Source organism: Exiguobacterium sp. TNDT2 (assembly GCF_003331145.1).
Lineage (GTDB): Bacteria > Bacillota > Bacilli > Exiguobacteriales > Exiguobacteriaceae > Exiguobacterium.
Window position 1 is genome coordinate 132,287 of record NZ_QLVE01000002.1, and the last position, 26,182, is coordinate 158,468.

General features: G+C 54.5%; 29 protein-coding genes and 2 riboswitches. Of the genes, 13 read left to right on the top strand and 16 right to left on the bottom strand.

The features are described 5' to 3' along the window. The first annotated feature begins 118 nt into the window (after positions 1 to 118). Together lipA and DPV68_RS02325 are read left to right on the top strand one after the other, a co-directional pair. Positions 119 to 1,018 carry a lipoyl synthase gene (lipA, locus tag DPV68_RS02320; RefSeq protein ID WP_370447063.1) on the top strand — a complete coding sequence of 300 codons (900 nt, stop codon included), beginning with the start codon at positions 119 to 121 and terminating at the stop codon, positions 1,016 to 1,018. An 18-nt stretch (positions 1,019 to 1,036) separates the two neighbouring features. Further along, complete coding sequence (locus DPV68_RS02325; RefSeq protein WP_114165229.1) at positions 1,037 to 1,867, top strand: lipoate--protein ligase family protein; 831 nt, start codon at positions 1,037 to 1,039, stop codon at positions 1,865 to 1,867. Positions 1,868 to 1,991: 124 nt separating this feature from the next. On the opposite strand, the gene DPV68_RS02330 is transcribed toward DPV68_RS02325, so the two are convergent. The 4 genes from DPV68_RS02330 to DPV68_RS02345 all read right to left on the bottom strand — a co-directional run bounded on the left by DPV68_RS02330 (position 1,992) and on the right by DPV68_RS02345 (position 5,121). After that, the gene (locus DPV68_RS02330) at positions 1,992 to 2,519 is read right to left on the bottom strand and encodes a DUF2812 domain-containing protein (protein WP_114165230.1); all 528 of its coding nucleotides are present in this window, start codon (positions 2,517 to 2,519) and stop codon (positions 1,992 to 1,994) included. Further along, positions 2,516 to 2,848, bottom strand: a complete 333-nt coding sequence (locus tag DPV68_RS02335) for a PadR family transcriptional regulator (protein WP_114165231.1) — start codon at positions 2,846 to 2,848, stop codon at positions 2,516 to 2,518. Before DPV68_RS02335 ends, DPV68_RS02330 begins: the two co-directional genes overlap by 4 nt. Before the next feature lie 114 nt (positions 2,849 to 2,962). Continuing rightward, positions 2,963 to 4,090, bottom strand: a complete 1,128-nt coding sequence (locus DPV68_RS02340; RefSeq protein ID WP_114165232.1) for a YfbR-like 5'-deoxynucleotidase — start codon at positions 4,088 to 4,090, stop codon at positions 2,963 to 2,965. Next, positions 4,090 to 5,121, bottom strand: coding sequence for an ion channel (locus DPV68_RS02345; RefSeq protein WP_114165233.1), 1,032 nt, complete (start codon positions 5,119 to 5,121; stop codon positions 4,090 to 4,092). The genes DPV68_RS02340 and DPV68_RS02345 overlap by 1 nt, the downstream gene beginning before the upstream one ends. Before the next feature lie 103 nt (positions 5,122 to 5,224). Between DPV68_RS02345 and DPV68_RS02350 the strand changes: the two genes are divergently transcribed. Genes DPV68_RS02350 through DPV68_RS02370 form a run of 5 tightly spaced genes read left to right on the top strand, consistent with a single transcriptional unit; the run spans position 5,225 to position 8,280 of the window. Then, complete coding sequence (locus DPV68_RS02350) at positions 5,225 to 5,683, top strand: hypothetical protein (protein ID WP_021066042.1); 459 nt, start codon at positions 5,225 to 5,227, stop codon at positions 5,681 to 5,683. Beyond that, positions 5,680 to 6,045 carry a hypothetical protein gene (locus tag DPV68_RS02355; protein ID WP_114165234.1) on the top strand — a complete coding sequence of 122 codons (366 nt, stop codon included), beginning with the start codon at positions 5,680 to 5,682 and terminating at the stop codon, positions 6,043 to 6,045. The genes DPV68_RS02350 and DPV68_RS02355 overlap by 4 nt, the downstream gene beginning before the upstream one ends. Beyond that, positions 6,042 to 7,265 (top strand): glutathionylspermidine synthase family protein, encoded by a 1,224-nt coding sequence (locus tag DPV68_RS02360; RefSeq protein ID WP_114165235.1) that lies wholly within the window; start codon positions 6,042 to 6,044, stop codon positions 7,263 to 7,265. The genes DPV68_RS02355 and DPV68_RS02360 overlap by 4 nt, the downstream gene beginning before the upstream one ends. Further along, on the top strand, positions 7,262 to 7,675 hold the full coding sequence (locus DPV68_RS02365) for a DUF350 domain-containing protein (protein WP_021066039.1): 414 nt from the start codon (positions 7,262 to 7,264) through the stop codon (positions 7,673 to 7,675). The genes DPV68_RS02360 and DPV68_RS02365 overlap by 4 nt, the downstream gene beginning before the upstream one ends. Before the next feature lie 56 nt (positions 7,676 to 7,731). Then, positions 7,732 to 8,280 (top strand): hypothetical protein, encoded by a 549-nt coding sequence (locus tag DPV68_RS02370; RefSeq protein WP_114165236.1) that lies wholly within the window; start codon positions 7,732 to 7,734, stop codon positions 8,278 to 8,280. 61 nt (positions 8,281 to 8,341) lie between these two features. On the opposite strand, the gene DPV68_RS02375 is transcribed toward DPV68_RS02370, so the two are convergent. Next, positions 8,342 to 9,442: a globin domain-containing protein gene (locus tag DPV68_RS02375; RefSeq protein WP_114165237.1), complete on the bottom strand. Its 1,101-nt coding sequence runs from the start codon at positions 9,440 to 9,442 to the stop codon at positions 8,342 to 8,344. A gap of 190 nt (positions 9,443 to 9,632) precedes the next feature. Between DPV68_RS02375 and DPV68_RS02380 the strand changes: the two genes are divergently transcribed. Further along, positions 9,633 to 10,073: an RrF2 family transcriptional regulator gene (locus DPV68_RS02380; protein ID WP_021066036.1), complete on the top strand. Its 441-nt coding sequence runs from the start codon at positions 9,633 to 9,635 to the stop codon at positions 10,071 to 10,073. Positions 10,074 to 10,115: 42 nt separating this feature from the next. Here the strand turns inward: DPV68_RS02380 and DPV68_RS02385 are convergent, their stop codons facing one another. Beyond that, positions 10,116 to 10,613, bottom strand: coding sequence for a hypothetical protein (locus DPV68_RS02385; protein ID WP_114165238.1), 498 nt, complete (start codon positions 10,611 to 10,613; stop codon positions 10,116 to 10,118). 29 nt (positions 10,614 to 10,642) lie between these two features. Continuing rightward, positions 10,643 to 11,575 (bottom strand): ring-cleaving dioxygenase, encoded by a 933-nt coding sequence (locus DPV68_RS02390; protein WP_114165239.1) that lies wholly within the window; start codon positions 11,573 to 11,575, stop codon positions 10,643 to 10,645. A 247-nt stretch (positions 11,576 to 11,822) separates the two neighbouring features. On the opposite strand from DPV68_RS02390, the gene DPV68_RS02395 reads away from it, so the two are divergent. The 3 genes from DPV68_RS02395 to DPV68_RS02405 all read left to right on the top strand — a co-directional run bounded on the left by DPV68_RS02395 (position 11,823) and on the right by DPV68_RS02405 (position 16,004). Continuing rightward, complete coding sequence (locus tag DPV68_RS02395; protein WP_114165240.1) at positions 11,823 to 13,151, top strand: MATE family efflux transporter; 1,329 nt, start codon at positions 11,823 to 11,825, stop codon at positions 13,149 to 13,151. Continuing rightward, positions 13,135 to 15,426: a bifunctional glutamate--cysteine ligase GshA/glutathione synthetase GshB gene (gene gshAB, locus DPV68_RS02400; RefSeq protein WP_114165241.1), complete on the top strand. Its 2,292-nt coding sequence runs from the start codon at positions 13,135 to 13,137 to the stop codon at positions 15,424 to 15,426. Before DPV68_RS02395 ends, gshAB begins: the two co-directional genes overlap by 17 nt. 77 nt (positions 15,427 to 15,503) lie before the next feature. Next, on the top strand, positions 15,504 to 16,004 hold the full coding sequence (locus DPV68_RS02405) for an SRPBCC family protein (protein WP_114165242.1): 501 nt from the start codon (positions 15,504 to 15,506) through the stop codon (positions 16,002 to 16,004). A gap of 47 nt (positions 16,005 to 16,051) precedes the next feature. Here the strand turns inward: DPV68_RS02405 and DPV68_RS02410 are convergent, their stop codons facing one another. From DPV68_RS02410 to DPV68_RS02420, 3 genes are read right to left on the bottom strand one after another with little or no spacing between them, the layout of a single operon-like run. Next, positions 16,052 to 17,110, bottom strand: a complete 1,059-nt coding sequence (locus tag DPV68_RS02410; RefSeq protein WP_114165243.1) for a threonine aldolase family protein — start codon at positions 17,108 to 17,110, stop codon at positions 16,052 to 16,054. 49 nt (positions 17,111 to 17,159) lie between these two features. Further along, complete coding sequence (locus DPV68_RS02415) at positions 17,160 to 18,140, bottom strand: zinc-binding dehydrogenase (RefSeq protein ID WP_114165244.1); 981 nt, start codon at positions 18,138 to 18,140, stop codon at positions 17,160 to 17,162. A 2-nt stretch (positions 18,141 to 18,142) separates the two neighbouring features. After that, a complete protein-coding gene (locus DPV68_RS02420) occupies positions 18,143 to 18,634 on the bottom strand; it encodes a lactoylglutathione lyase family protein (RefSeq protein ID WP_114165245.1) in 492 nt (163 codons plus the stop codon). A gap of 117 nt (positions 18,635 to 18,751) precedes the next feature. Here DPV68_RS02420 and DPV68_RS02425 point away from each other — a divergent pair, with 117 nt between their 5' ends. After that, the gene (locus DPV68_RS02425; RefSeq protein WP_114165246.1) at positions 18,752 to 19,057 is read left to right on the top strand and encodes a winged helix-turn-helix transcriptional regulator; all 306 of its coding nucleotides are present in this window, start codon (positions 18,752 to 18,754) and stop codon (positions 19,055 to 19,057) included. A gap of 28 nt (positions 19,058 to 19,085) precedes the next feature. On the opposite strand, the gene DPV68_RS02430 is transcribed toward DPV68_RS02425, so the two are convergent. Continuing rightward, positions 19,086 to 19,466, bottom strand: coding sequence for a VOC family protein (locus tag DPV68_RS02430; protein ID WP_114165247.1), 381 nt, complete (start codon positions 19,464 to 19,466; stop codon positions 19,086 to 19,088). Positions 19,467 to 19,545: 79 nt separating this feature from the next. Between DPV68_RS02430 and DPV68_RS02435 the strand changes: the two genes are divergently transcribed. Further along, positions 19,546 to 20,031: a GNAT family N-acetyltransferase gene (locus DPV68_RS02435; protein ID WP_114165248.1), complete on the top strand. Its 486-nt coding sequence runs from the start codon at positions 19,546 to 19,548 to the stop codon at positions 20,029 to 20,031. Positions 20,032 to 20,040: 9 nt separating this feature from the next. Here DPV68_RS02435 and DPV68_RS02440 read toward each other — a convergent pair whose 3' ends face one another. The 5 genes from DPV68_RS02440 to mtnK are packed head-to-tail and all read right to left on the bottom strand — an operon-like array spanning position 20,041 to position 25,671. Beyond that, the gene (locus tag DPV68_RS02440) at positions 20,041 to 21,042 is read right to left on the bottom strand and encodes an ABC transporter permease (protein ID WP_114165249.1); all 1,002 of its coding nucleotides are present in this window, start codon (positions 21,040 to 21,042) and stop codon (positions 20,041 to 20,043) included. Between the two features lies 1 nt (position 21,043). Next, on the bottom strand, positions 21,044 to 22,417 hold the full coding sequence (locus DPV68_RS02445; protein ID WP_114165250.1) for a sugar ABC transporter ATP-binding protein: 1,374 nt from the start codon (positions 22,415 to 22,417) through the stop codon (positions 21,044 to 21,046). Continuing rightward, a complete protein-coding gene (locus DPV68_RS02450) occupies positions 22,417 to 23,493 on the bottom strand; it encodes a sugar ABC transporter substrate-binding protein (protein WP_114165251.1) in 1,077 nt (358 codons plus the stop codon). Before DPV68_RS02450 ends, DPV68_RS02445 begins: the two co-directional genes overlap by 1 nt. Then, positions 23,486 to 24,520: an S-methyl-5-thioribose-1-phosphate isomerase gene (mtnA, locus tag DPV68_RS02455; RefSeq protein ID WP_114165252.1), complete on the bottom strand. Its 1,035-nt coding sequence runs from the start codon at positions 24,518 to 24,520 to the stop codon at positions 23,486 to 23,488. Before mtnA ends, DPV68_RS02450 begins: the two co-directional genes overlap by 8 nt. Beyond that, positions 24,517 to 25,671: an S-methyl-5-thioribose kinase gene (gene mtnK / locus DPV68_RS02460; protein WP_114165253.1), complete on the bottom strand. Its 1,155-nt coding sequence runs from the start codon at positions 25,669 to 25,671 to the stop codon at positions 24,517 to 24,519. The genes mtnA and mtnK overlap by 4 nt, the downstream gene beginning before the upstream one ends. Positions 25,672 to 25,752: 81 nt before the next feature. After that, positions 25,753 to 25,855: riboswitch (SAM riboswitch) on the bottom strand. A 205-nt stretch (positions 25,856 to 26,060) separates the two neighbouring features. Continuing rightward, a riboswitch (SAM riboswitch) is annotated at positions 26,061 to 26,162 on the top strand. Positions 26,163 to 26,182: the final 20 nt, after the last annotated feature.

Below are 26,182 nucleotides of genomic sequence, written 5' to 3' on the forward strand. Positions count from 1 at the left end.
CTGTTTTGACACACAGCTGACCTGTATTGGCAAAGCCAATAATTTCGCTGGTTCGAATTCGACTCCATTTTTGGTAAACTCTTTTTGTTAGGGGTTAACTTTCAAAAAGGGGGAAATCATCTTGGTACGAGGGGAACTGCAACGAAAGCCAGAATGGCTAAAGATTAAACTGAATACGAACGAAACGTATACCGGTCTCAAAAAGATGATGCGTGAGAAAAATTTACATACGGTCTGTGAAGAAGCGAAATGTCCGAACATCCACGAATGTTGGGCTGTCCGCCGCACGGCGACGTTCATGATTCTCGGAAGCATCTGTACGCGGGCCTGCCGCTTCTGCGCCGTCACGACAGGCAAGCCGAACGAGCTTGACTGGGAAGAACCGAAACGCGTCGCCGAATCGGTCCGTCTCATGAATTTGAAGCACGTCGTCATCACAGCCGTCGCCCGCGACGACTTGAGCGATTACGGGGCGACCGTCTTCGCCGAGACGGTCCGCGCTGTCCGTAGCATGAACCCGGAGACGTCAATCGAGGTGCTCCCGTCCGATATGATGGGTGACTTCTCGGCGCTCCAGACGCTCATCGACGCCGGTCCAGACATCATGAACCACAACTTGGAGACGGTCCGCCGCTTGACGCCGAGAGTCCGCGCCAAAGCAACGTACGACCGGACGCTTGAATTTTTAAAACGGTCGAAAGAACTGAACTCGGACATCCCGACGAAGTCGTCCATCATGGTCGGACTCGGCGAGACGAAGGAAGAGTTGATTCAGGCGATGGACGACCTGCGGGCCCATCACGTCGATATCTTGACGCTCGGCCAATACTTGCAGCCGACGAAGAAGCATCTTGACGTCGAGCGCTACTACCATCCAGAAGAGTTCGCCGAGTTAAAAGAGATCGCATTGGCGAAAGGCTTCTCCCATTGTGAGGCCGGACCGCTCGTTCGTTCCTCGTATCACGCGGACGAACAAGTCCACAAGGCGCGTCGTCATACGATGCTGCCAATCGACTAAGAGAAAGAAGAGACCGATATGACTGGAACGACATGGCATTTGCTTCACACTGACCCGCTGTCCCCGGCCGAGAATATGGCCATCGATGAGGCCATCGCCGGCTGGGTCGCGCGCGGTGACGTAAAACCGACACTCCGTTTTTACGCCTGGACCCCGCACGCCATCAGCGTCGGACGCTTCCAACGGGCGACGCGCGACCTCGATCGGGACGCGCTCACCTCGAACGGCATCCCGGTCGTCCGCCGTTTGACCGGCGGGCGGGCCGTCTTGCACGCGGACGAGCTGACGTATAGCGTCATTCTCCCTGAGACGATGCCGTCTTTGCCGACGAACGTCATCGAGAGCTATCGCCTCTTGACCGAAGGGGTACGTCGCGGCTATCACGCGCTCGGCGTCCCGGCCGAATTCTCGGTACCATTGACCGAGGCCGACCGCGAGGCACTCCGAAAGCCGAAGTCGGCCGTCTGCTTCGACGCCGCCTCGTACTATGAGCTCGCCGTCGACGGGAAGAAAATCGCCGGGAGCGCCCAAGTGCGCCATCAAGGCGCCGTCCTGCAGCACGGGTCGATTCCATTGTCGATTGACGATGACGTCCTGTTCGACTGCTTCAATCTCGAGGCTGATGCGAAGGCGGAGGCGAAAGCGCGCTTTGGTGACAAGGCAGTCTCCCTGAACAAGACGCTCGGCCGACCGGTCTCCTTCAATGAGGTCGCCGCGGCGTTCACGGACGGATTCCGCGACGCGTTCGATTTGACGTTCGAACCGCTGACGTTCACCGAGGCGCAACAACAAGAGATTCAGGAGCTCGTCGCCAAGTATGAGAGTGATGAGTGGGTCTGGAAACGCTAAAAACGAGTCGCGAGACTCGTTTTTTGATATAAAGGTTTCGAAAAGAGATGGTCATCTTCTACTTAATCTTTTGAATCGTTCAGTCAACCAAAACAAAAACGGATGGCTTGTGCCATCCGCCTAGTCAATCATTCCGTTCCAATTGTTTTCGCTTCACGAGAAAACCGAGATATGGGAGACCGGTGAAGACGAGTCCAATCACCACCAGTGTTTGGACAATCCAGATGATCGCCTCGGCTGTACCCGACCAATTTAATTGAAGTAACAGCATCAACCCGATTGAAATGACCAAGCAGATGAGCGCACCCCGCCCCATCGCCCGCTCGACTTGCCCATATTTCTCTTGGGTCGTCTGGCGATCCGTATAAAGAGGCGTCGCGTCCGGACTGCCTTTGAACACATGAATCTCATCGCCGGACGACGTGACATGTTCCCATCCGCTCGCGGCGAACAGTTCGAAGTAATCCTCGTCCGGCCGTTGGCGGTAATCGAGACTGTAGCGCACGTCCATCGGCTCCCCTTCGACGAGCGTATAGCCGAGCAGAGCGAACTTCTCTAAATGCCAGCCACGAGCTGCCATCTCCCCTAGCTTCTTCATTTCCCGTTCTTCGGCGAACGCCAGTCCCCAACTCGACATATATTTCCGTTTCATCGGTGTCCCTCCTCTTCTAAAATGAAGCGTGCATCATCAACGATTGCTTGCCGTCGTTTCAAGTCTTCCGCCACGAGGGCACGGCCTTGCGCCGTGATCACATAGCGTTTCTGCTTGCCGTCCCCGTCAATCGGTTCGATGAGTTGTGCGTTCACAAGCTTTTTGATAATCGTATACATCGACGCCGGGCCAATCTTGATTCGCCCGTTCGTCAACTCCTCGACGAACTGCATAATCAAGTAGCCGTGACGCGCCTCAGTCAAGGCGAGGAGAATGTAGAACATGCTGTCGGTCAATTTTCCGAGCTCGATCGTATCGTTACGTGGCATCCCGCCACCTCCTATATCATTTATTGATATATCTTACCCTTAATATATATCGTTTAATGATATATGTCAATGAATGATATAAAAAAAGCCGCAGACAATTCGTCTGCGACCTCGTTAAGTAGTGACGTAATCTAAATCGTGCAAGATGTACGCCAAGAAGAACAACATGCTCGGGTTCTCGTAGCGCATCTGCACTTTACGGAGTTGTTCACGATACGTGACCTCATATTCGGCCCCATTCATCTTCCGCTCCATGTTCATCTTGATGAGCGCGTCGAGCTTGTCCATCATATCGACGAGCATGCCTTCATACGTGTCATCTTTCGAATCGGCCATATAGCGCCGGAACGCCGGCTGCATATAGTCCGGGAGGAGCGACAAGAGCGCCTCGCTCTCGGCCCGTTCGTATGCCTCGAATGCCGCACCGGTCTCGGCGGTCGAATGCTTAACCGGACCGAGCACGTCCCCGGTCACCCCTTCGACGAGGTCGTGACAGAGGAGACGCGCCGTCAGTTCAGCGACATCGACGTCGATGTCATATTTCTCGCGCTCCAACAACCCACTAAACATGCCGAGCGCGGCAGCCCTGAAGCCGTGGATAGCATCATTGTCGTCAATTGTATTGAAGCGGCCTTTCCAACGCCGGACGCTGTCCATCCGCATGACGTTCTCAATGAACGCCGCCACGTCGGTCTCCGCCTCGACTTGTTCATAGAGCCAGCGGACCGATTCGAGCGGATGTTCGCGCAATGCCGCTTTCATCTCTTCCGATTTCGCGACGAAATGGGGCGAGCCGTGTCCGACTTCCCGACGGACGAATAGCATCGCATCGAACGAGTCGATCCCATCGACGAGCCGTCCCTCGAATGAGTCGTCCTCCGCCTCGACGAGGAAACGATAAAAATGCGGCCGGAGCGACTGTGACAGCAACTCGACGAGGCCGAGACTCGCTGTCCGCTCCATCCGTTCGATATGTTCTTTGAGCGTCGGCTCTTTTTTCGTCCGGTGCATAATCGGGCCGGTCTGCACTTCGTTCATATCATGAAATAGTGCCTTGCCAAGCACGTCGAGCAGGTTGACGTCATGTCCCCTGTTTTCTTCATAGTACGCCGCGATTAAGCTGAAGACGGCGACGCGGAAACTGTGGCTTGCCGCGTTGTCATGGTAATGCGGCGCATATTCGTCCCAGCGTTGTACGTTTTGCATGCGTGTCATCTTACGGATAAACGTTCCGTTATGCATCAAATTCCTCCTTGGTTCAGTCGTTCCCACGAGTCGTCATGACAGACGATATAGAGCATGTCGTTCGCCTGAAGCGGTGTATCGAGCACCGTCGCGTAATCGAGACGGTCGTTGACAGCGATTAATGTGACGCCTTGGCGTAACAGTTCTTCGGTAGCGGTCCGGACCGTCGTCCATTCCGGTTTCGGCGCGAGCGCTTGGATATTGCCGCCCGACTGTTTGCTGAGCAACTGACGGAAAATCGATGTCGTCCCCGGCTGCAGCGTCGCTTTCGCCATGAGGAGTGACACCGAGTCGTTCGCAAGAATAAAGTCGTCGATTCGGACGTGTTTGAACTTCGAGATATTTCGTTCTTCGCATACCTCGACGACCGTATGCAAGTCGACGCCACGTTCAGACGACAGCGCCTCGACCGCTGACGCGATGAGCAATGATTTCCCGTCGGCGAGGAGTGTCTCCGTGATGCTCGCATCCGCGAAGATGGCGACCCGGCGCGCCTTTAAAATATTGGCCTGCAAGAGTACGGCCTCATCCGACGCGTCACCGTGGACGAAGTGGACGTTGTCGTGGTCGTACGGTTCTTCCTTCAACTGATCGATTAAGACGATCTCAGCCTTCGGCTCATAGACGAGCACTTCATCAATCGCTTTTTTCGTCTTCGGCGACCAACCGATATAGACGTAATGCCCTTCTCCTCGATACACTAACTTCCCCTCCCGTTTTAACCGTTGAAACGTCGCACCGACTTCAACGAGTTTTCCAATCAACGCCCCGATAATCCCAATCCCGAACAGGAACAAGAAAATCCCGAGCCAACGTCCCGCGACCGATGTCGGGAAAAAGTCACCGTATCCGACGGTCGTGAGCGTCGTCATCGTCCACCAGAACGAGTCGAACATCGACGGGAACGTCTCCGGCTCGAGCACAAACCCGAGGAGGGTACCCGTCAAGATGATGACGAGCGATGCCAAGACGACGTTCAAAAATGATAATTTCGATAATCCGCGCCAGACGCGAAAAAAGATATGCACAGAAAATTCCCTCCGTTTCCTATATACTAGAGACAACTTACTTGTTTTACGAAACCACCTCACGTTCGGTTCCGTATAGAAAGAAAAAAGAAAGGACGACGTCATGAACTCAATCGTGTTAGAATATCGACTTTATAAAAATGAACTTTCCTTCGAGCCACTTTACCATTATACATCGCTCGGCCTCGATGAAGTACTCGCCCGCCGTGAATGCGAATTTTTTGTCAAGGACGGGATGACCTACAAACAGCGCTCGTCCGCGCTCGAAGGCGAGCAATACTTCTTGATTTACGTCGACCGCTACACGGAAGGACCCGTCGACAAGCATGAGACGACCGACATCAAAGTCGAGATTCGAACGCTCGACGACCGGTTCGACAATCCGATGCTCGAGGCGTATTACGTCGACCGTCATCTCGACGCACTCGCCATGCTCGGCAGTCAGTACTTGTACGTCGCCGGCAAAGAATATGAGCGCGATTCGGCCGAGACGGACGAAGATCGTGGCGTCTATGTCATTTACGTCACCCCTACAGGTTATACATTGGAGGAATCAACATGAAGACAAGCAAAAAAATCTTGAGCGGTCTGTCAGCCGCGGTATTAACCGCTTCACTCGCGGCGTGTGGCACCGACGAAACCGAACAAGCAACGTTACCGGAAGAACCGACGGGCTATGAGTGCGACGATTGGGACTGGGATGATGAGACGGAGTCATATTACTGTGACGACGAGCGCTCCCCTCACTTCGGGAGCTTCTTCTTACTCGGTAGCCTGTTCAATTCAAAGAGTGCATTGAAGAACTCCTCGTCTTATAAGAATTACCGTTCGAATGGCGGCGCCAGCAGCATCACTCCGAACCGCTCAAACTCAGGATCGAACTCGGGACTCGGTAGCGGCTCAAAAGGCGGCTTTGGGGGATGAAGCGAGACGCACTGTTTGGCCAAATTCCTTTCTTTTGGCCGGACTTGAACGACGAAGAATACGCCCTTTACGACTGTCTCTCCATGTCGGATGACGCGGTGAGGCAGATTCGAAAGGCGACGCGTGACGTCGATGCGATTTTTCGTAAGACGAACCGCCTACTTCGGACGCTCCCGGACGATACGCTCCGCCTGCTCGGTTATCCCGAGGCGAGCCTGCCGTTCGTCCGGGACAAGGCGCTGCCGCAAGAGACGATTATCGGTCGCTATGACTGGATCGTCAAAGACGGCATTATCAAGTTGATGGAATTCAATGCCGATACACCGACGTTCATCAAAGAACTGTTCGACGTGAACGGCTATGTGACGACAGAATTCGGGCTCGACGACCCGAACGCGGCGTCGACTGCTGAGCTCAAGACCGAATTGCGAAAAGCCGTCATCGCAGCGTGGCAACGACTCGACCGGGATGGGACACCGAAAATCGTCTTCACGGCCCACGATGACAACATCGAGGACAAATGGACGACGCGCTTCCTTCAAGAGACGCTCGATTTACCGTCCGAATTCGTCCCGCTCGACCGATTGCTCGTCGATGCGGACGGCGTTTTCACACCGTCCGGGGAAAAAGTCGACGTATTATATCGTCAGACGTATCCGATCGAGCACCTGGTCGACGACCGGGCACCCAATGGTGACTTGATTGGCATCCGCCTGCTTGAACTGAACGCAGCCAAACACGTCTCGTTACTCAATCCGCTCTCGGCATTCCTCATGCAGTCCAAAGGCGTCCAAGCGCTCATTTGGGAACTGTATGAGGCCGATACATATTTCGACGAAGCGGAGCGTTCTATCATCGAGACGTATTTTTTACCGACGTATCTCGAGGCCGAGCCGTTTATCGGCCAGAGCGCATACGTACAAAAGCCCGCCTTCGGCCGAGAAGGCGACTCGGTCATCCTATACGACCAGGCCGGTGTCCCGTTCCATAAAGAGGCGCTCCAGACGTACGCGGACGAGACGGCGGTGTATCAACAGTTCATCGAGCTGCCGACCCGTCTGACGAACACGGTCAACGGTCCGCTCAAGACGCACTACATGGTCGGCTGTTTTTGCTTGAACGGCCATCCGTCCGCTCTCGGCGTCCGCGCCGGCAGCATGATTACGAACAATCAGTCTTACTACTTAGCCATTGGCATAAAAAAGGAGAATAACTTATGACGTTCATCACGCTCGATTCCATCTTGAGCTTCCTCGCTCACCTCGGCACAGGGTTTGGCCTGATTTTAGCCGGACTCGTCGTCTTCGCACTGACGACGAAGTATTCGGAACGTAAATTGATTAAAGAAGGTAACGTCGCCGTTGCCTTGAAACTTTGGGGGAAAGCGATTGGACTCGCCATCGTCATCTACACGGTGTGGGCGAACAGTGTTAACCTGCTCGACGCCTTCATCTGGGGACTCGTGGGGATTCTCGCTCAAGTGCTCGCCTTCTGGACGTTCGAATACGTGCTGACGCCAGGCGTGAACTTAGAGAAAGAAGTCGAGAACGGTAACCTCGCCATCGGGATTAGCCTGTTCTCCGCCTCACTCGTCGTCGGCATCATCGTCGCCGCGAGCTTGACGTACTGAAATAAGCCCATGCACTCATAGAGAGTCATGGGCTGTTCTTATAAAGGAGGGACGAAATGTCTACACGTGGACTTCTCATCTTGCTGCTAGGCATGCTCACTGTCATCACTATTTCCGTGACCGCCGGAATCCAATCGTACAACGATGAACAAGAAAAGCAAGCATCCGAACAAGTACAACAAGCATTGAACGACCAGATGACGGCCCAAGGGTGGTCTGCTTACGAATACCATAAATTAGAAGGATCGACCGTCACGCTATTCACGAACGCAGACGACACGATTCTCGGTCTAGGCATCATGAAAACGAACGGTGAGTTTAGTAGCTCGACCCGTGACACAATTGAAGAAACACCATTCGACTGGGTTCATCTTGGCAATGGAACAGACGAATATCTTGGAGTTCGGTTGAACAATCAACCGGAAGACGTCGTGTACTTACGGTTAAAGAATTCCGGTTGGAGTAAAACCTACATGGTCAATGATCCTCAAGACGAAGGGTATGTCAGGACTTACTTGATTACTCTAGAGAAGGCGCTACTTGGCGACTGGACAATCGAAACGCTCGACCGCGAAAAAAATGTGCTTCATTCAACACAACTATAAAAAACCGCAAACCAACAACGGTCTGCGGTGATACGACGACTGTTTTCGCAGTCGTCTTTTCTTATGCTTTGGCGAGTACGGCCGATGGACCGAAGAACTCGTAACGGGCTTGTGGAATCGTTTGGACGACCGTCTCCATCATCGCGGTCGGGCCACACGTGTAGACGTCGTGTCCGTCGACATCGAGTGCTTCGAGTTGTTTTGCACTCATGCAGCCTGATACGTCATCGACGTGCGTGATGAGCTGGAGACCAGCGTTCACGAGTTCGTCGAGCTCTTCACCGAGCGGACGGAGGTTCGTGCTGCGGACCGCATGCAATAACGTGACCGAACGGCCTTGGTCGAGTGCCGTTTTCGCCATGTTGAAGAGCGGTGTGATACCGATGCCGCCAGCGATGAGTGTGAGCGGACGATCCGATGCTTCGAGCACGAATTCGCCAGCTGGGGCACTCACTGGAATCTCCGTACCGACCGTCTGCTCATGGAGCCAGTTTGAGACGAGACCTTCCGCTTTTGGTGCGATCCAGTAGCCGTCTGCGGTCGTCTCGACGACACTATATTGACGATGGTGCAAGATGTCTTCCCCAGCGATACGGGCTTGGACCGAGATATATTGACCTGGGATGGCCGTCCCGACGACGCCATCGTTCGCTTTGATTCGGAATCGTTTCACTTCCGGCGTGTCTTCAATCACTTCAGCGACCGTGAACGGTTTGAAACCGATCCATGGCGCATCGGCATACATCTGTTTCTCGAGTGAGATGAAGACGTCGGCGATGACACCATATGCTTTCGCCCACGCGTCAATGATGTCCGGCGTGGCTGCTTCACCGAGCACGTCTTGAATCGCGCCGAGTAAGTTCTCACCGACGATCGGATAATGTTCCGGACGGATGTTCAAGCTTTTATGTTTATGAAGCGCCGGTTGGATGGCCGGAAGAATCGCTTCGAGACGATCGATATGGACGGCTGCCGCGTAGACAGCGTTGGCGAGCGCCTCTGGCTGACGACCGCGTTTTTGGTTCGTATGGTTGAAGAAGTGGCGGACTTCTGGGTTGTTTTCGAACATGCGTTTATAGAAGTGACTCGTGATGGCAACACCATGGTCTTTCAGGACCGGTGCGGTCGCTTTGACGATATCCATCGTTTGTTGATCTAACATATTGTTTCCCCCTTTTTGAAAGTACACGTCCATTATGTGAGGTAAGTCACTTCAAAAGCAATATATTAAATACTTGTTTAGACACAAGTTCAAATTTCCGCCTTGAATCCGCCACGCTTTTTTCACATCTTCCATCGTCGCGCTTTCGTCAGATGTCTTGTACAATGAACGGATGAAGAGGTGAAACATCATGCGGCTCACGCAAACGTGCGATTACGCACTTCGAACACTCATGTATAGCGCCACGTTCTCCCATCGTCTCGTGACGATTCAAGAAGTGGCGGATCAATATCAGATTTCAAAGAACCACGTCATGAAAGTCGTCTATGAGCTCGGCAAGCACGGTTATCTCGAATCGGTGCGCGGCCGTGGCGGAGGCTTCCGGCTCGCCCGACCGATGGAGGACATCAACGTCGGCGACGTCGTCCGGACGATGGAACCGTTCGAGCTCGTCGAATGTTTCGGCGAAGGACGATGTGTCATCGCGCCCGCATGCGACTTGCGGAGCGTGTTGAACGAGGCGATGCTCGCCTTCCTGCACGTGCTCGACCGCTACACGATCGCCGACCTCGTCGCCAACCGGACGAACGAACTGGCCATGTTGCTAGGCATACAAAACCCGACGGACTGACATAGTTCGTCGGGTTTTGTATATCCACATGGTGTTTACGATTTATCCCCACCACCGCTTCAAGATTTTCTTCACGTATAATTCAGGAGAAGTGTATTCCAGGAAACGATACAAACAATTATTCAAATCAATCTCGAGGTTTTCATCCAGCTCATTCCCGTCCTCGTCGTACAATTCGAAGTGTTCATACTTCCAGTCATCATATGCGTCTTGAAGCAAACCGTGATAGGATATCCAATCCTTTCCGCAATTTGAGATGAAAGTCGGTTTCCATTGATTGATATGGATGTCGTGCAACAACTCCTCAAATGAAGACGAATACCATTCTTTTGCTCCAAGGTTTTTTACAATGTTTTGAAACACTTCCTTCGTCATCGGCTCAACGTCCCCAGAGTAGTCATAGCTGACTTTATTGAATTGGTAGGGGTGTGGAAACGATTCTACTGTTTTGACCCATTGATACGGAGGGTATTTCTCGATGATGTCCCCTAACAGTTTAGAAATGACAAGACTAATCTCCTGCTCGTCCAATCGTTTCATCCTCTCACTTATGTTAGCTGTGTAATCAATTATAGCGGTTTCAACTTCGCCTCGATTTCCGCTCGTCGTGGTTCGAGAAACGGCGGCAAGGCCAATCGTTCCCCGAGCGTCTCGAGGGGTTCGTCGGTCGTAAAACCAGGTCCGTCCGTCGCGAGTTCCACTAAAATCCCGCTCGGTTCGCGGAAATAAATCGATTTGAAATAATAACGGTCGATCAGACCTGAATGACTGATGCCGAATGAATCGAGCCGCTCGACCCATCGTGCCATCTCCAAATCATCCTCGACGCGGATTGCGACGTGATGGACACTACCCCGGCCCGGGCGCTCCGATGGCAAATCGGGACGGTCGACAAGATGAATCTCTGTCGCCACACCGCCATCCCCCGTCTCGAACACACGAACCGATTGACCGTTCCGTTCGAACTCAGACGCGAAGCGATATCCGAGCACGTCCGTCAGCACCCGTTCCGTCTTCTCGATTCGCCGCACCGTCCACTCGCTAAATCCGAGGCCGAAGACGGCGACGTCTGCCGGCACCGTTCCATTTTCCCATGGCGTCCCTGACCCGCCCTCGACGAGACAGAGTCGCTGTCCTTCCTCATCTTCGAAGTAGAGCGTCGGACGACCGAGCACATCCTCGACCGGATTATGCAGTACACCGAATTCGGAAAATCGCTCAAGCCAGTACGACAATGCCCCGTCCGGAACTCGAAGCGCCGTCCGTGAGATGCTGCTCGACCCTTTATACGTTTGCCCGAGAAACGGTAGCTCGAAGAACGTCAAATCCGTCCCCGGTGTCCCCGATTCATCTGCGTAAAACAAGTGATACATCGACGGATCGTCTTGGTTGACCGTCTTTTTGACGAGTCGCATCCCGAGTACCTCCGTGTAGAATCGCAAGTTCTTCAACGCGTCCCCTGTCATCGCCGACACGTGATGTTGCCCTAAAATCGCCTTCATCCGACTTCTCCCCTTTCACCTTTGATTCTATCAGAAATTGACAAGGGGACACTTATTTCTAAAAGTGCGACAGTAGTACAACTGACCAGTTAGAGCTATGTCTAGATGTAATAAGGAATTCACATCGAATTCCTTTTTTTGTGTCGATTTTTCGTCGAGTCGTTCCCTGCGATTGCGAATTCAGTCACGTCGTGCTTATATATAACTAAACGGTTATATACTAAATGTATTGAAGGGGTCTTTCATCGTGAAAACCATCGATTTGACGACCGGTCAGGTTCAACGCGTCATTGTGGCGCTCGCCCTTCCGCTCGTCGGCAGTTCGCTTTTACAGTTCACGTATAGTCTCGTCGATATGTTCTGGGTCGGTGCGCTCGGTAGCGACGCCGTCGCCAGCATCGGCGCGGCCAGCTTTTATATCATGCTCGGTCAGGCGATTCAATCGCTCATCGTCGTCGGCGCCGGCATCAAAGTGTCGCAAGCCGTCGGACGGCGGGATCAGGCGCTGATTCAGCGTTACGTCCGGGCTGGGAGGCGAATGAATCTCGGGATCGGACTGTTGTTCGTCGTCCTTTTCGCCGTACTCGGCCAGACGCTCATCGGCTTTTTGAACATGAATGCACCGGCTGTCGAACGACTAGCGTACAGCTATTTGCTCGTCAGTGCACCGATGCTCGTTTTCTCGTTCTTCAACTTGCTGTTCGCCCGTCTGTTCAGTGCTTATGGCAATACGACGACGGCGATGCGTATCAACGCAACCGGGGTCACCCTCAATATGATCCTGTCACCGCTCTTCATCTATCCGCTCGGACTCGGCGTCGTCGGTGCCGGTCTCGCGACGCTCGTCGCGAACGTCGTCATGTTCGGTTTCTTCTGGCACCGGGCCCGCGCTTTGTTCGATTGGGAGGAGACGGTCGAACCAAATCGCACGGACTATATAGAAATTCTTCGCCTCGGTTTCCCGATGGCGACCCAGCGCGTCTTGTTCACGGTCATCAGCATTTTCCTCGCCCGCATGATCGGTTCATACGGGACCGAAGCGATCGCGGCCCAGCGCATCGGGCTTCAAATCGAGTCGATCGCCTATATGATGATCGGCGGATTGAACGGTGCCATCGCAAGTTACACGGGACAAAATCTCGGCGCCCGCAAAGTGGACCGGGTCCATGAAGGGTACCGGGTGACGACACGACTCGGTGTCTTGTATACCGGGCTGATCACCCTCGTGTTTTTATTCGTGCCGGACGTCCTGATGGGGCTGTTCGTCGATGATCCGAGAACAATCGACATCGGCGCGAGTTATTTACGGATCATCGGGATCTCGCTCATCTTCGCCTCTTTCGAGATGATCGGGAACGGTTATTTCTCAGGACTCGGACTCCCTAAAATCCCAGCGACGATCTCGATTGTCTTCACCGTCGCCCGCATCCCGCTCGCGCTTGCCCTCGAGCCTTATCTCGGTCTCGATGCCATCTGGTGGAGCATCGCCCTCTCGAGCATCATCAAAGGGCTCGTCTCCGTCCTCTATGTCCGACTAATGAAAAAGGAAGTGACTTCCCTTGCAGAAGCGATTTAATCAACTGACCAACCAATTGTTGCACGGGCGTTTTGCCATCGAGCGTGAAATGCTCCGTGTGACACCTGAAGGGATGCTCGCCGTCACGAAGCATCCGGCAGCACTCGGTGACAAGGCGACGCACCCGTATATTACGACCGACTTCTCGGAAAGTCAGATCGAGCTGATCACACCGACGTTCCCGACCGTCGAGGCGGCGCACGATTTCTTACAGACACTTTATGACATCACAGCACTGAATATCGGTGACGAGCGGCTTTGGCCGCAATCGATGCCGTGCGCGCTTCCGGAAGGCGGGGTCATCCCGCTCGCGGATTTTGGCAGTTCCGGACTTGAGGCCGGCCGTTACCGGGAGCATCTGCTCCAAAAATATGGGGCGAAAAAACAGCTCATCTCCGGCATCCATTTCAACTTCTCGTTCGCAGACGAGCTGATTGCTGCATTCTATGAAGGATCACCGGAACGCTATGACCGTTTTAAGGACGACCTGTATTTAAAACTCGTCCGCAACTATTTACGGACACGTTGGCTCGTCGTCTATCTGTTAGGCGGGACACCGGCCGTCCATACGAGTTATGAAGAACGTTGCGTCAGTCAAATGCAGGCGCTCAGCGAAGATGTGTATTCAAATACGACGGCGTTGTCGTACCGGAATAGTGACTGCGGCTACACGAATGTCGAGCCGCTCTATCCGGACTATTCGACGCTCTCGGACTACACCGCGAGCTTGCGCCGCTTCATCGCCCAAGGTGACATCGCCAACCCGAACGAGCTCTACTCTCCGATTCGGCTGAAGACGTCACGAGGAGGCAATGACTTGGAACGACTCGAGACGAACGGCATCGATTACATCGAGATTCGCAATATCGATTTGAACCCGTTCGAGAAGACCGGCATCGCCCTGTCCGATTTGAAGTTCTTGCACGTCTTCTTGCTCTACTTGACATTGAAAGACGAGACACGATTTGCGGACTGGCAGGCCGAGGCGTTCCACAACCAGCAACGCGTGGCGAAAGAAGGGTTATCCCCAACGCTCTTGCTGTACCGCGATGGCGAGGCGATGCCGCTTCAAGCATACGCTCGCGATTTACTCGACGAGATCGAAGCGTTCAATGAGCGATACGCACTCGGGTTCGATGACGTCTTCGCCCCTGTCCGGAATCGGATTGACCATGTCGAGGCGACTTACGCGTCACGGCTCACCTCCGCCATGACGACGGACGGCTATACCGACTGGTCGCTCCGACAAGCGGAAATGTTCTATCAAGACGCCTACGCCAACCGGTTTCGGATGCACGGCTATACCGACATGGAGCTGTCGACGCAGATTTTGATGAAGGCGGCTTTGAAACGCGGCTATGCCGTCGACGTGATTGACCGGGATGATCAGTTCATCCGAATCCGGAACGGTAAGCGGACCGAGTACGTCAAACAGGCGACGAAGACGTCGAAAGACAACTACGTATCGGTCCTCATGATGGAGAACAAGACAGTGACAAAACACATACTCGCCGAACACGGCATTTGTGTGCCGAGCGGGGTCGAACTCCGCACTGAAACCGATTTACAAAACGCCTGGCCGACGTTCGCGAATCAACCAATCGTCTTGAAACCAAAATCGACGAACTTTGGCATCGGCATCCACATCTTCAAAGACGGCACGACGTTCGAGGAGGCGCGCGAGGCGTTCCGTCACGCCCGTACGTTTGACGACGTCGTTCTGCTCGAGACGTTCCTGCCCGGGAAAGAGTATCGGTTCCTCGTCATCGGTGACGAGGTCGCGGGCATTTTGCACCGTGTCCCGGCGAACGTGACCGGGGATGGCGTGTCGACGATTCGGGAGCTCGTCGCCAAGAAGAATGAAGATCCGCTCCGTGGTAAAGGCTATAAGACACCGCTCGAGAAGATCGACATCGATGACATCGTCGTGACGTTCCTCCGTCTACAAGGCAAGACACCGGACAGCGTCCTCGCGGACGGCGAGCTCGTCTTCCTTCGTGAGAACTCGAACATCAGCACAGGCGGCGACAGCATCGACTATACGGACCGGATTGCTGATTTCTACAAACGAATCGCGGTCGAGTCTGCCCGAGCCATCGGCGCGACGATTTGCGGCGTCGACATGATGATTCCGTCGCTCGAGCGTGAAGATAACTACGGCATCATCGAACTGAACTTCAACCCGGCCATCCATATCCACGCCTTCCCGTACGAAGGCAAGGAACGACCGATTGGCGAGACCGTGCTCGATTTGATATTTGACGGAAAAGGTTGAAGAGGTTCATGAATCGGGAATAGAGACTACATTGATTAGACAGATGTATCTTCTTTCTCGAAAAAGGGGTCTTTCCAATGGAAAAAGTGAAATCTCAAGTCGAAGGCAACACGTTAGTCGTCGAACGAAGTTTCAACGCACCACGTGAGCTCGTGTTCGAGGCGTTCTCGACACCGGCCCACCTCGAATCCTGGTGGGGGCTGGCCGGATGGAAGACAGAGATTCGAACGTTCGAGTTCGAACCTGGGGGCACGTGGCATTACAAAATGACATGTGTCGACAAAGAGCAAGGCGACTATTACGGCATGGAATCATGGGGCAAATCGATGTTCCTCGAGATCGACCCGCATCGTAAAATCGTCTATACGGACGCCTTCTCGGACGCGGACGGCCACGTCAATCCTGAACTTCCCGTCATGACGATCACGAACGAGTTTGTCGACATCCCGAACGGTACGCTGTTCATCAGCCGCTCCGAATTCACGGACGCCGAGTCGCTCCAACAAGTCGTGGACATGGGAGCCGTCGAAGGTTTTGCCTCGCAGCTCGAACGTCTCGACGCCATCGTATCCAGATAGCAGCAAGCACCGCTCCTCGACTGAGACGCGGTGCTTTTTCGAATTCCTCATCGCTCTAATTGTTCGAATAGTCGATTGAGTTGAGGTGCATCAATCGCCTCAAACGCATCCCCTACACTGATTTCGGTCGAACAATAGCCGTCATGGAGTACGAGATAGCCCGTGATGCCGATTCCGGTCGCGTCTTGAACGGATTGAATCCGTGCCGCGACTTCCTCCACGTCTCCTTCAAGATGGAGGTGGAACATATTCGTCACCGGGACGTCCGGTGTCGTCCACACCCCGTCGAGCGCATTGAAGCGATGTGCTAGAGCTTTGGCTTGTTCGTAGTACGTCCCCATCTTGTCTTTCCGCAGCTCATAGTAATAGTCGGCCGAGATGATGTACGGATATAGTCCAATCAAATCGCCGCCGTACCGACGTTTCCATACTCTCGCCTCGGCACAGAACAGTTTCGGTCCCGCTAAGATGGCACCGGCGATTCCGCCGATGCCTTTATAGAATGAGACGTAGACGCTATCGAACAACGCACATATTTCCTCCGCTGTCTTCTCATAATATGGGAGCATCTCGAGGAGGCGTGCTCCGTCAAGATGCAACCGAATCCCCCGCTCCCGGCAATACTGACTGATTGTCTCAAGCTCGGTGAACGGCGGCAAATAGCCCCCGAGTTCCCGTTGCGGCAACTCGATCAACAGGCAAGCGACGTCCGGTAACGCCTTCACTTCGTCGAGCGTCATCAACCGCTTGTCGTCTCCAAGCAAAATCGGTTCGAGGTGATGCAACTCCTTCAACCCGTCCTGTTCGTGAATCTCCAAGTGACAGAGCAGATGATAGGCGACGCTTCGATTTTCGGTCTCGTCTGCCCAAATCCGTAACGCAATCTGCTGCGCCATCGTGCCGCTCGGAAAGAAAATCGCATCCTCCATGCCGAGTTCTTGTGCCAGCTTTTGCTCGAAGCGCGCGATGACCTCACCCGTCCCGTAATGGTCGCTCGCCTGATTCGGGTCGACCTCGGCGAACGCCTGTTGCAACACGCCGACGGTTCGTTTCCCGTGGCCGCTCAGTTGATGTGACGTCTGTTGATACGATGTGCGTAAATCCATGTCATCCCCTCCACAAGAAGCCCCCTGTCTACAGACAGGAGGCCATCAGTTAGTCGCGCATACGGACGATTAATTTGCCGCGCGCTTTGCGTGTTTGTAGCTGTTCCAAGCCATCTTTTAACCGTTCAAACGGCAAGACGTCCGTGACGAGGTCGTTCAACTCGCCCGCCTCGAGCAGCTTCATCATCTCTTCGGCCATATACGACAAGTTACGGATGGCCCGCTCGTTCTCACTCGCATGGGCCGCACCGAGGGCGACTTCATGAATCGACGGCGACAACGTGAACCCTTTCATGTTCGACATGTCAGGTGGACCGGCGATATAAGCGAGCTGTCCACTGAATGCGAGCCGGTCGAGGTCGGCCGTCGCCACATCGCGTCCGACCGTGTTCAAAATCAAGTCGACCCCACGGCCGTCTGTCTCTTCCATGATTTTCTCCGTCACGTCCTCGACGTTGTAGTCGATGGCGACATCGGCACCGAGAGATGTGACCCAGTCAAAGTTTTCCGGCGATGCGGTCGTGAACACTTTAAGCCCAAGTTTTTTGGCGAGTTGAATTGCGTAACCACCGACCCCGCCCGCTCCGGCGTGGACGAGAATCGTCTCTTTGTCGCGCGTGTTCAACTTCTGCATGATAGCCTCATACGCTGTCATGCCGGCACAGAGGATGGCCGCAGCGGCCTCGTCGCTCACTTCCGGCGGAACGACGGCGCAAGCACGCGCATCGACCACCGCATACTCGGCGAAGCCGCCGTTGTTTCCAAGGCTCGTATGGACGGCGACACGTGAACCGGTAATGATATTGGCGATGCTCGAACCGACTTCGACGACTTCCCCGACGAGGTCGACGCCGAGAATGTGTGGGTACGACCAGTTCGGGTTGCCGTTCGTGCCGACTTTATAGTCGACCGGGTTCAACGCGACCGCTTCGACTTTGATGAGCAGTTCGCCCGCATCTGGTGTCGGCCGCTCCACCTCACCGATGTATAGATGTTCTAATCCAGGTTGATCAAGTAGCCAAGCCTTCATGCTCAATACGCTCCTTCCGAATACGTCAGTTCATAGGAATGCGAGTAGATTTCGACGAGGTTGCCGAACGGGTCTTCACAATACACCATCCGGTACGGTTTATCGCCCGGGTAATATTCCCGGATTGGCATCCGTTGTTTCCCGCCATGGGCGACGATTTTCTCAACGAGCCCTTCGATGTCCGGGTCTTGAACACAATAGTGGAAAATACCCGTCTTCCAAAACTCGAAATTATTCTCCGGCAACTCATTGTTCGGGAACTCGAACAGCTCGATGCCAATCTTATCACCCGTCGACATGTGGGCGATTCTGAAGCTGCCCCAGCCCGGTCCGAATACGTCCGAGCACATGACACCGATCGGCGAGTCGTCCTCGACGACGTCCGATGGTTGCATGATGGTGTACCAGCCCATCACGTCCTCATAAAATTTAACTGCTTCGGTCACACTCGGGACCGATAGCCCGATATGTGAGAATGTACGTGGATATGTCACTGTCATCCGCTCCTTTTTGTTTGCTCAATTTGATGGATAACGATACGATACCTTCATCGAAGCAATAAAAAAAGTACGCACATTCAAGTAACTACCCGAAAGCGAGGCGAATTGAACATGACGACCCCGTTCCCCGTCAATAAGGCGCTCGACATCATCGGCGGTAAATGGCGGCCTCAAGTGTACTGTACGCTCGAGAACGGCCCGCGCCGCTTCTCGGAGATTCAGCGCGCCATCCCTGACGTCAGCCGTAAAGTGTTGACCGACCAACTCCGTGAACTCGAACAACTCGGCATGGTCCGCCGCATCGACTACTCGACCGAGAAACAGCTTCACGTCGAATACTCGCTCACCGAAGACGCACTCAGCCTGCAACCGGCGATGAAGGCGCTCTGCTCGTGGGGCGAGACACGAGACGAATAAACCCTCGCCGAATCCGGCGAGGGTTTTGTCATGCTGCGAACAGACTGATGAGGTTTCCATCCGGATCGATGACGATGGCGTAACGTTGCCCCCAGAACGCATCCCACGGTTCCCGATGCGAGGCATAGCCGTGCTCGACGATTGCCTCATAACGCGCATCCAGCTCATTTCGACTGTCACATAAGAAGGCGAGTTCGACCCGGTGCCCCGTCGCCGGTTTCCATTCCCCATACACCGACTCCGCCACTTCGACCGTATCGAAAGCGAGCCGGACACCGCCGTCATCGATTTCGACGTGCGCTTCCCCATCCATCGCTTCCGGGATTGATAGGCCGAGCAAACGGTAAAAATCGAGCGCCCGTTTCATGTCTTCGACGACGATGCCAATCATATCTAGCTTGATTCCCATGTGATCACCTCATTTTCCAAGTTGGTGGTGCTATGATGAGTGTAGCACTACATCCTGCTCGTGAAACGAGGAAATTCAAATGACCCATCAATTCGCTGTCCTGACCCAGCCACAGGCGGAAACGATCGCCTACACGTGGCATTACGAAGGCGATTATGCGTTTTACAATATGGAGGCCGATCAGGACGATTTGGCCGAATTTTTAGACGCCGAACAGCGCGGACAGTCGGTGTTCGCCATCACCTCAGACGAGGAATTGGTCGGCTTCGTGAGCGTCGCGCAAGCGGATGCCGAGACGGTCGATATCGGGCTCGGCATGAAGCCCGATTTGACCGGGAACGGGAGCGGACGGACGTTCGTCACATCGATTCTCGACTTCGTCAAAACGACGTACTCACCTCATCGCATCACCTTGTCCGTCGCCGCCTTCAACGTGCGGGCAATCCGTGTCTATGAGTCGTGCGGGTTCACGCAGACCGGTTCGTTCCAACAAGCGACAAACGGGAGCACGTTCACTTTCATCCAAATGGAACGTCAAGAAAGTCCTCAGAACCAACCGTTCTGAGGACTTTTCCTATGTGAGCTGCTTCTTTTGGATGTATGACAAGCCGAGCGCCGCAATCAAAATTGTGCCTTTGACGATGTCTTGTGCGTAATATGGCACGTCCCACATTGTCAGTCCGTTCAGCAAAATCCCAATCAAGATGGCACCGATCAACGTACCGACGACGTTCGGTCGCCCGGTCCCGAAGACGGCGTAGCCGATATAGGCGGCCGCGACCGCGTCCATGAGGAGCGGTGCTCCGGCCGATACTTGTCCCGTGCCGATGCGTGACGCCAAAATGATGCCGCCGATGGCTGCGAACAGACCACTCAACACATACGCGTACAGTTTGATCCGCGTGACGGCGATACCGGAGCGGCGAGCCGCCTCGACGTTCGAGCCGACGTAATAAAACTCGCGTCCCGTCTTCGAATACGTCAAAAATAGATGGGCTCCGGCGAAGAAGAGAATCATCAAGATGGCGACGAACGGGACAGGACCGATCGAACCTTGGCCGATGAAAAGGAACGACGGGATAAAACGTCCCGGTGCCGTTCCCCCTTCAATTGGCATGTTGTCATAAATCGAGAATCCTTTCGTATACGTCAATTGGACCCCGTTGATGACGTACATGATGGCGAGCGTCGCGAGCAAATCCGGCAACCGGAACTTGATCGTCACGAGCGCGTTCAACAGCCCGACGAGCACGCCGAGGGCAATCGGGACGAGAAGAGCGACGAGCAGTTCTTGGCTATGTAACACGAGGCTCGAAGCCGCCCCAATCGTTGCGAGGCTCGCCGTCGAGCCGACCGACAAGTCGAACCCGCCGACGATGAGCGAGAACGTGACCCCGAGGGCGAGCAAGGAAACGATTGATACGGACTTGATGATGTCGCTGAAGTTCGCATACGTCAAAAACTGGTCGTTCGTCACACCGAAGACGGCGATGAGTGCGAGAATCGCGAACAACGTCCCGTATTGACCGATGCCGCTGAAGCGTTTCGTGCGTTGTTTGATGACGAGTTGGGCCATGTTAGACGCCTCCTTTCTGTTGCCAACGGCCACGGTCGAGCCAAAGCGTCCGGTTGGCGATCAATTCTAGTTCATGCGGTTCACTCGAGGTGAAGATGACCGTCTTCCCGTCTTTGGCGAGACGGGTGACGAGTTCATAAATATCCCGTTTCGCCGTCACGTCGACGCCTTTCGTCGGTTCGTCGAGCAGATAGACGTCCCGGTCCTCGAGGAGCCATTTGCTGAGGACGACTTTTTGTTGATTCCCCCCGCTCAGCTCTCGGACCGGTTGCCCGACCTGGTCGTATTTCACGCGCAGCGAGGCCAAGATGCGCGTGACCGCGTTCGCCTTCCCTTCAATCGCGAGGACGTTCCGTTCAATCGAATCGTCGAGGAAAAGCCCCTGTTTCCGGCGTTCTTCCGGTACGAGGGCGAATCCGGACCGGACCGCCTGACGCGGTTCGCGAATCTTGATTGGTTTCCCGTCCAACGTCACTTGCTGTTCGACACCGGAGAGACCAAATAGTGCCTCGATCAACTCCGTCTTCCCGCTCCCGGTGACACCGCCGATGCCGACGACTTCGCCTTTATACGCCGTGAACGACAGCCTCGTCCCGAACGTCGGTAACGTGAGCTCCGCCTGAATCCGGGTCTCGGTTTTAGGAACGGCTTTCTCTACCGCTTCTGCCATGTCGGATCCGCTCAAATACGTATGGATATCCGGTTCTGACAACGTCTGAAACGGCCCTTCGTAAGCGATGCGCCCATCCCGGAGGAACGTCGTCGTCGTGGTGACGCGCGACAGTTCGTCTGACCGGTGCGTGATGAGAAGAATGCCGACGCCTTCTTCTGCGAGCGACTGTAGTAACGTGAGCAGTGCCGCCGCATCATCCGTCGACAAGGCGGCCGTCGGTTCGTCGAGCAAGAGGTAGGCCGCATCACTCGCGAGTGCCCGCGCAATCAAGACACGTTGTTTGACGCTGAGCGGGAAACGGCCGACCGGTTCGGTCACGTCAATCTCTAGCCCGACGCGTTCCAAGTAAGTAGCCGCTCGCTGTTTTAGCTCACGAGGCCGAATCCGTTCGACCCCCTGCCACGGCACGACGTTCTCATAAATCGGTAAATCGAGATAGAGGGCGTCATCGACTTCTTGCGACACCGTGATGACCCCGCGGCGAATCGCCTCGGCCGGTGTGAGTGTGACCGCCGTCTCGTCGAGCTCGACCGTCCCGGATGTCGGGATGATGGCGCCACTCAACAGCTTCACGAGCGTGCTCTTTCCGGCCCCGTTCAATCCGAGCAAGCCATGAATCTCGCCACGGCGGAGCGTGAAGCTGACATCGTCGAGCACGGTGACATCGCCATATCGTTTCGTGACACGTTCGAGCCGTAACATCAGTCCGTCCCTTTCATCCAGTCCGACCAGGCCGCGTCTGAAGCGCCCCAGTTCGGGACGTATTGGCCGAGGTCGTCCATCGTCACTTTCTCGTCCGGCAAGACGTCACGATCGACGAGATACGGATCGACCGAATGAATCGACGGCGTCTCTTCACCCGCTAGTTTTTGATACGCGTAACGGACTTGGATTCGTCCGATTTCAGCCGGGTCGGTCGCCGCCGTCACTTTCCACGGGCTGCCGTCCTCTTGCATGAGTTGCAGGTCTTCGTCACTCAAATCGATGCCATAGACGGCGATCTCATCGCGTCCGGCTTGTTTGATGGCACGGCTCGCTCCTTTGGCGAACTCGTCCCACATCGCGAATACGGCATCAATCTCGCCTTCCGGATACTTCTTCAAAATCGCTTCCATCTGACTCTGTGTATCGAGCGCCGTATTGTTCGTCGCCGAACCGAACTTGGCGACTTCCGTGATGCCTGGGTAGCGTTTTAAGAATGCATCATAAATCGTGTGGCGTCGTTCCATCGGCGTGAATCCCCCGACCCAAATCGTGACGATTTTGCCTTCGCCGTCTAAATCTTCGGCGAGTGCCTTGAGCGAACGCCAGGCGAGCGAATAGTCGTCCTGGTCGATGACGGTCACCCCTTCGTTCGTCAAATCGTTGTCGAACGCGACGACTTTGATGCCTTTGTCGAGCGCGCGTTGGACGGGTTCTTTCAATGCATCGGCGCGGCCATGGTCAATCAAGATGACGTCGACCCCTTGTGTCGTCGCCGTATCGACGTAGCTTGCCATCTTCGACAGGTCGTTGTCGGCGTTATACACTTTCACGTTGCCGCCGAACGATTCGACTTGTTCCGTCACCCCGTTAATATACTGCGACGAGAACGTCCCGATCGACATCTGCATGATGAGGGCGACGTCGATCTCTTTCGGCAACGTCCCGTTCGAGACCGAGACGGGTTTCGTCTCTGCCGTCTTCTCGGCCGGCTTCGATGGAGCCGCTTGCTCGTTCGTGCAACCGACGAGCGCCAAGACGAATGTGAATAACAAAATCAATAGTTTTTTAGACATGAATCGTTCCCCCTACATGGTGTGTGATGGCGGCCTCTGTCGGTGCGAACACACCCGCCTCGGTGATAAGTCCGGTGATGAGGTCGGGCGTCGTGACGTCGAACGCCGGATTGAAGACGGTGATGCCGACGGGCGCCGTCGGGTGACCACCGATATGTGTGACTTCTGACGGGTTGCGCTCCTCGATTTCAATCGTGTCGTCCGCCGTCAAATCGAACGTCGAATGCGGCGCCGCGACGTAGAACGGAATGCCGTAATGCTTGGCGAGGATGGCGAGCTGCAACGTCCCAATCTTATTGGCGACGTGACCCGTCCGTGTGATGCGGTCGGCTCCGACGATGATGGCGTTGACTCGTTTCGATTGAATCGTCCAAGCCGCCATATTGTCCGTGATGAGCGTCACGTCGATATCGGCCCGATCGAGCTCCCAGACGGTGAGGCGTGCCCCTTGCAGGAGCGGTCGCGTCTCACAGGCGAAGACGTTGAAGGATACGCCGCGTTCTTTTCCGACATAAAACGGTGCGAGCGCCGTGCCATAACGCGATGTCGCGATGGCACCGGCGTTGCAGATCGTCAACACGTTCCCCCCGGCCGGCAACACCGTCAGTGCATGCTCGCCGATGGCCCGATACGTATCGATGTCCCGGTCGTACAACGCGATGGCGCGGCGTTTGATTTCCTCGGCAATCGCCTCAAAGTCGTCCCCGACATTCAAATCAAGGAGCGACTCGATTACGTTTTGCAGATTGACCGCCGTCGGCCGGGTCGCGATCAAGCGGCGTCCGACGAGGTCGAGCCGACGCGTGAAGTCCGGATCGTCAACTAACCGTCCCGCCTGTTTGGCGAGGACAAACGCCCCGAAATAAGCGATGGCCGGGGCGCCACGGACTTGGAGCGTCTCGATGGCATGTTCGGCTTGTTCAAGCGTCTCGATCGTCACGTAACGCTCTTCATGCGGTAACAACGTCTGATCCAATACGATGAGTTCGTCCGTTTGCGAATTAAAGCGGATGTTTTGGACCGTCATATACGCACCCCCGACAAAAGCGTCACCAAGTCGTCAATCGATTCGACGCTGTGGCGTTCTTTAATGAGCGCCGTCCCGAGGGCGAGCGCGTCACGTTTTCGTTCGAGCCGCGTCGCTTCCGGCAACGTCTCGAGATCGGCGACACCGGCGAGTCCGACGGTACGACGAATGAGCTCGCAACCGGCGTAGCCGATCGTGTCACTGAAGATTGTCCGCAACAATTCGTCGACAAAACCAATCGTGTTGAACGGCTCGACAGCGCGCTCAAAGTTGGCCCGGAACGTCTTCTCAAACGTCTCCCATACCGTCAAGACGTCTGTGAAACGCTCGAAGCGCTTGAGCGGGTCATGGAACGTCGACAACGTTAAATGGGCGATGATTTGGCCTAGATCGAAGCCAAACGGTCCGTAAAATGCAAATTCTGGATCGATGATCTTCGTTTCTTGTTGGGTCGCGAAGATGCTACCTGTATGTAGGTCTCCATGCAGGAGTGCCTCATGTTTCGTGACAAAACCGACTTTCAGTTTCGTCACCTCGACCTTGAGCGCTTGGTCTTGCCAAAGGCGTTCGACATCTTCTCGAAGCGCCACCTCGATGTTGTTCGACTCCGCGTCTTTGAACGGGTCGGTGAAGATGAGCTTCTCGGTGATGTCACACAGTTCTGGATTGTAATAGTCACGTTCAATCCGCTTCTTCGTGATTGGTCCTGCCGCGTAATCCGACGTCGCGAACAGCGTCTCGCCTAAAAACTCACCGACATGACGGGCGAGTTCAGGATACGTTTTCCCTTCCAAATAGCCTGTCCGAACAATCTCAAAATCTGACAGGTCCTCTAAAATCGTGTAGGCGAGCGTGCGGTCACTGCCAAGCACGACTGGCACGAAACGAGGGACGACGTTGGCGAATTCGCGCAACGCCAACTGCTCGATCCACGCCCGTTCAAGTGTGAGCGGCCAACTTTCGCCGACGACTTTCGCATACGGGAGCGCCTGTTTGACGATGAGACTCGTTTCGCCTTGTCGTATGCGGAAAACGAGGTTCAAATTGCCGTCTCCAATCTCCTCGCAATGCGTGATGCCTCCGTCTTCGATTAACCCCAACGTTTTCACATGCTCGACGACGGTCTGTTCTGTAAATGGTTGATATGACATGATGTTTTCCCCTTCCTGTACGTTGCCCACAAAAAAAGCCCCTTTCTCCGCGAGAAAGAGGCACAGCCAAACTGGTTGTTCCTCTCATCTGTCAGACATACGTCTGGTGGATGTAGCACCGTGCCTAGTGGTCGGTTGCTGCGGCGTCATCGGGCCAATTCCCTCTGCCAACTCGCGATAAGAGTGTGTTATTCGATTCGGTGAACTTATGTGATGAATATTACGGACTTGATGTCATAATTGTCAACGTCATTTTTTCCATGCAAACCCATCTTTTTTTGTGCATATATAGAAACAACTTCCCGAAATAATTTTTTTGGAAAAAAAGGAATTGACGACGTGACGATTCTGTGCAAAAATTCAATTAAATTTCACAACTTCAAATCACATTCTTATCAAGAGCAGACGGAGGGACGAGCCCGATGATGTCGCAGCAACCGACCAGAGATGGCACGGTGCTAATTCTTGCAGCGAAAGCTGAGAGATAAGAGTTCATTTTTTATGATGACCT

Coding starts and splice junctions, on each gene's coding strand:
- DPV68_RS02325 (WP_114165229.1), top strand. CDS start 1,037: ATGACTGGAACGACATGGCATTTGCTTCACACTGACCCGCTGTCCCCG.
- DPV68_RS02330 (WP_114165230.1), bottom strand. CDS start 2,519: ATGAAACGGAAATATATGTCGAGTTGGGGACTGGCGTTCGCCGAAGAA.
- DPV68_RS02335 (WP_114165231.1), bottom strand. CDS start 2,848: ATGCCACGTAACGATACGATCGAGCTCGGAAAATTGACCGACAGCATG.
- DPV68_RS02340 (WP_114165232.1), bottom strand. CDS start 4,090: ATGCATAACGGAACGTTTATCCGTAAGATGACACGCATGCAAAACGTA.
- DPV68_RS02350 (WP_021066042.1), top strand. CDS start 5,225: ATGAACTCAATCGTGTTAGAATATCGACTTTATAAAAATGAACTTTCC.
- DPV68_RS02355 (WP_114165234.1), top strand. CDS start 5,680: ATGAAGACAAGCAAAAAAATCTTGAGCGGTCTGTCAGCCGCGGTATTA.
- DPV68_RS02360 (WP_114165235.1), top strand. CDS start 6,042: ATGAAGCGAGACGCACTGTTTGGCCAAATTCCTTTCTTTTGGCCGGAC.
- DPV68_RS02365 (WP_021066039.1), top strand. CDS start 7,262: ATGACGTTCATCACGCTCGATTCCATCTTGAGCTTCCTCGCTCACCTC.
- DPV68_RS02370 (WP_114165236.1), top strand. CDS start 7,732: ATGTCTACACGTGGACTTCTCATCTTGCTGCTAGGCATGCTCACTGTC.
- DPV68_RS02375 (WP_114165237.1), bottom strand. CDS start 9,442: ATGTTAGATCAACAAACGATGGATATCGTCAAAGCGACCGCACCGGTC.
- DPV68_RS02380 (WP_021066036.1), top strand. CDS start 9,633: ATGCGGCTCACGCAAACGTGCGATTACGCACTTCGAACACTCATGTAT.
- DPV68_RS02385 (WP_114165238.1), bottom strand. CDS start 10,613: ATGAAACGATTGGACGAGCAGGAGATTAGTCTTGTCATTTCTAAACTG.
- DPV68_RS02390 (WP_114165239.1), bottom strand. CDS start 11,575: ATGAAGGCGATTTTAGGGCAACATCACGTGTCGGCGATGACAGGGGAC.
- DPV68_RS02405 (WP_114165242.1), top strand. CDS start 15,504: ATGGAAAAAGTGAAATCTCAAGTCGAAGGCAACACGTTAGTCGTCGAA.
- DPV68_RS02410 (WP_114165243.1), bottom strand. CDS start 17,110: ATGGATTTACGCACATCGTATCAACAGACGTCACATCAACTGAGCGGC.
- DPV68_RS02415 (WP_114165244.1), bottom strand. CDS start 18,140: ATGAAGGCTTGGCTACTTGATCAACCTGGATTAGAACATCTATACATC.
- DPV68_RS02425 (WP_114165246.1), top strand. CDS start 18,752: ATGACGACCCCGTTCCCCGTCAATAAGGCGCTCGACATCATCGGCGGT.
- DPV68_RS02430 (WP_114165247.1), bottom strand. CDS start 19,466: ATGGGAATCAAGCTAGATATGATTGGCATCGTCGTCGAAGACATGAAA.
- DPV68_RS02435 (WP_114165248.1), top strand. CDS start 19,546: ATGACCCATCAATTCGCTGTCCTGACCCAGCCACAGGCGGAAACGATC.
- DPV68_RS02440 (WP_114165249.1), bottom strand. CDS start 21,042: ATGGCCCAACTCGTCATCAAACAACGCACGAAACGCTTCAGCGGCATC.
- DPV68_RS02445 (WP_114165250.1), bottom strand. CDS start 22,417: ATGTTACGGCTCGAACGTGTCACGAAACGATATGGCGATGTCACCGTG.
- DPV68_RS02450 (WP_114165251.1), bottom strand. CDS start 23,493: ATGTCTAAAAAACTATTGATTTTGTTATTCACATTCGTCTTGGCGCTC.
- mtnA (WP_114165252.1), bottom strand. CDS start 24,520: ATGACGGTCCAAAACATCCGCTTTAATTCGCAAACGGACGAACTCATC.
- mtnK (WP_114165253.1), bottom strand. CDS start 25,671: ATGTCATATCAACCATTTACAGAACAGACCGTCGTCGAGCATGTGAAA.